This is a genomic window from Mesorhizobium sp. M2A.F.Ca.ET.037.01.1.1 (assembly GCF_003998075.1).
Lineage (GTDB): Bacteria > Pseudomonadota > Alphaproteobacteria > Rhizobiales > Rhizobiaceae > Mesorhizobium.
The window spans coordinates 1-1,431 of the sequence record NZ_RZSA01001328.1 but is presented as its reverse complement, the minus strand read 5'-3'; the positions used below and the strand labels follow the sequence as shown (position 1 = coordinate 1,431).

Here is a 1,431-nt window from a genome sequence, read left to right as displayed (position 1 = left end):
GGTGCGCGCGGTTTGCGTGGCCATCTCGCCGCGCTGGCCGATCAAGCGAGCCATCGTTCGAAATCCTGGAGGACGTGGCGGCAGCCGAAGGCCGAGGCACCTGACGAGTAACGACCATAATTGTCGATTGCTTTGGTGGGGGTTGGCGACGCTCAGAGCGCGCGCACGGCCTCGAGCACTTCTTCGGCATGGCCCTTGACGCGAACCTTGCGCCAGACGCGGGCAATGCGCCCATCCTTGCCGATCAGGAAGGTGGCGCGTTCGACACCCATATAGTTGCGCCCGTACATCGTCTTCTCGACCCACAAATGATAGGCCTCGATCACCTTGCGCTCCTCGTCGGCGACGAGATCGACGGTGAGATCGTGCTTCGCCTTGAATTTGTCGTGTTTCTTCACGCTATCGGGGGACAGCCCGATCACTTCGGCGCCGGCCTTCTCGAACTCCGGCTTCAACTGCGAGAAGCCGATCGCCTCGCTGGTGCAGCTTGTGGTGTCGTCCTGCGGGTAGAAGTAGAGTACAATGGGTTTGCCCCGGAGCGCGGCGAGACTGAGGGAGCCGCCGCCGTCACGCGGAAGATCGAATTGAGGCGCTGCGTCGCCGACCTCGAGATCAGCCATATCGATGCCCTTGTTTGCGGTTACGCGTGGGAACGCATCGATATAACGTGAGGCGGGGATTCGTCCATGACGAGTTCGTCACAACGGAAGATTACTTGGATCAGGAAGACCCGCAGCACGAGAAGATCAGGTTCAGGCGTGACGAGATCACCGACCTGGCGAAGCTCCCGTCCGCTTGCAGCGTGCCGCCGCTTGGCCGCGCGGTGGTGCGGCGGCGCTTCCGCGTCCTCGGCCGCGTGTTTGCCGGGCTTTGCGCACTCGTGCTTCTGGCGGCGGCGGGCGTCTATGTCCTGGGGGCCTCGGGCATCGGCACGGAACGGCTCCGGGCCGAGGCGGAGACCGCCATCGAGAAGCTGGCAGGGGTCGATGTCAATGTCACCGTCGGCGCGGCGCGGCTGACGCTGGACGGATCGAGCTTCATTGCCCTGCAGGTGAACGATGTCAGCCTCAAGACGGCTGACGGCAAGCCGATGGCCGATATCGGGCGGGTGCGTTTCGGCATGCGCCTGCTGCCGCTGCTTTCCGGCGATGTCCGGCTGACCAGCGCCAGATTCTCCAACGCCCACATCGTCGTGGCGGCCATGCCTTCCGGCGGCGGTGACTGGACGGCGGCGCTGCGCAACGAAAACGGGCTTGTCGACCCGGAGAAAGTGTCGGCGGCGGCGTTCGCAAGCGTCAACGACGCGCTGGATGCCGTGCGCGAGGACTCGATACGCCAGATCGACTTGCACAACGTCGAGTTCGAATTGCCGGACACAGGGCTCGTCAAGCGCGTGACCGTCACCTCGGCAACCGTCGCGCAGACCGGTAC

At 64.3% G+C, this 1,431-nt stretch carries 1 protein-coding gene and 1 pseudogene; one reads left to right on the top strand and one right to left on the bottom strand.

Features of this window, described 5'->3' with window-relative positions; all coding sequences use genetic code 11:
• Nucleotides 1–152: 152 nt before the first annotated feature.
• Entirely contained in the window at nucleotides 153–620 is a 468-nt protein-coding gene (locus tag EOA27_RS36430) for a peroxiredoxin (RefSeq protein WP_126082460.1), read from the bottom strand.
• A gap of 95 nt (nucleotides 621–715) precedes the next feature.
• Here EOA27_RS36430 and EOA27_RS36425 point away from each other — a divergent pair.
• Nucleotides 716–1,431 (top strand): annotated as a pseudogene (locus EOA27_RS36425) (hypothetical protein); the annotation flags it as partial.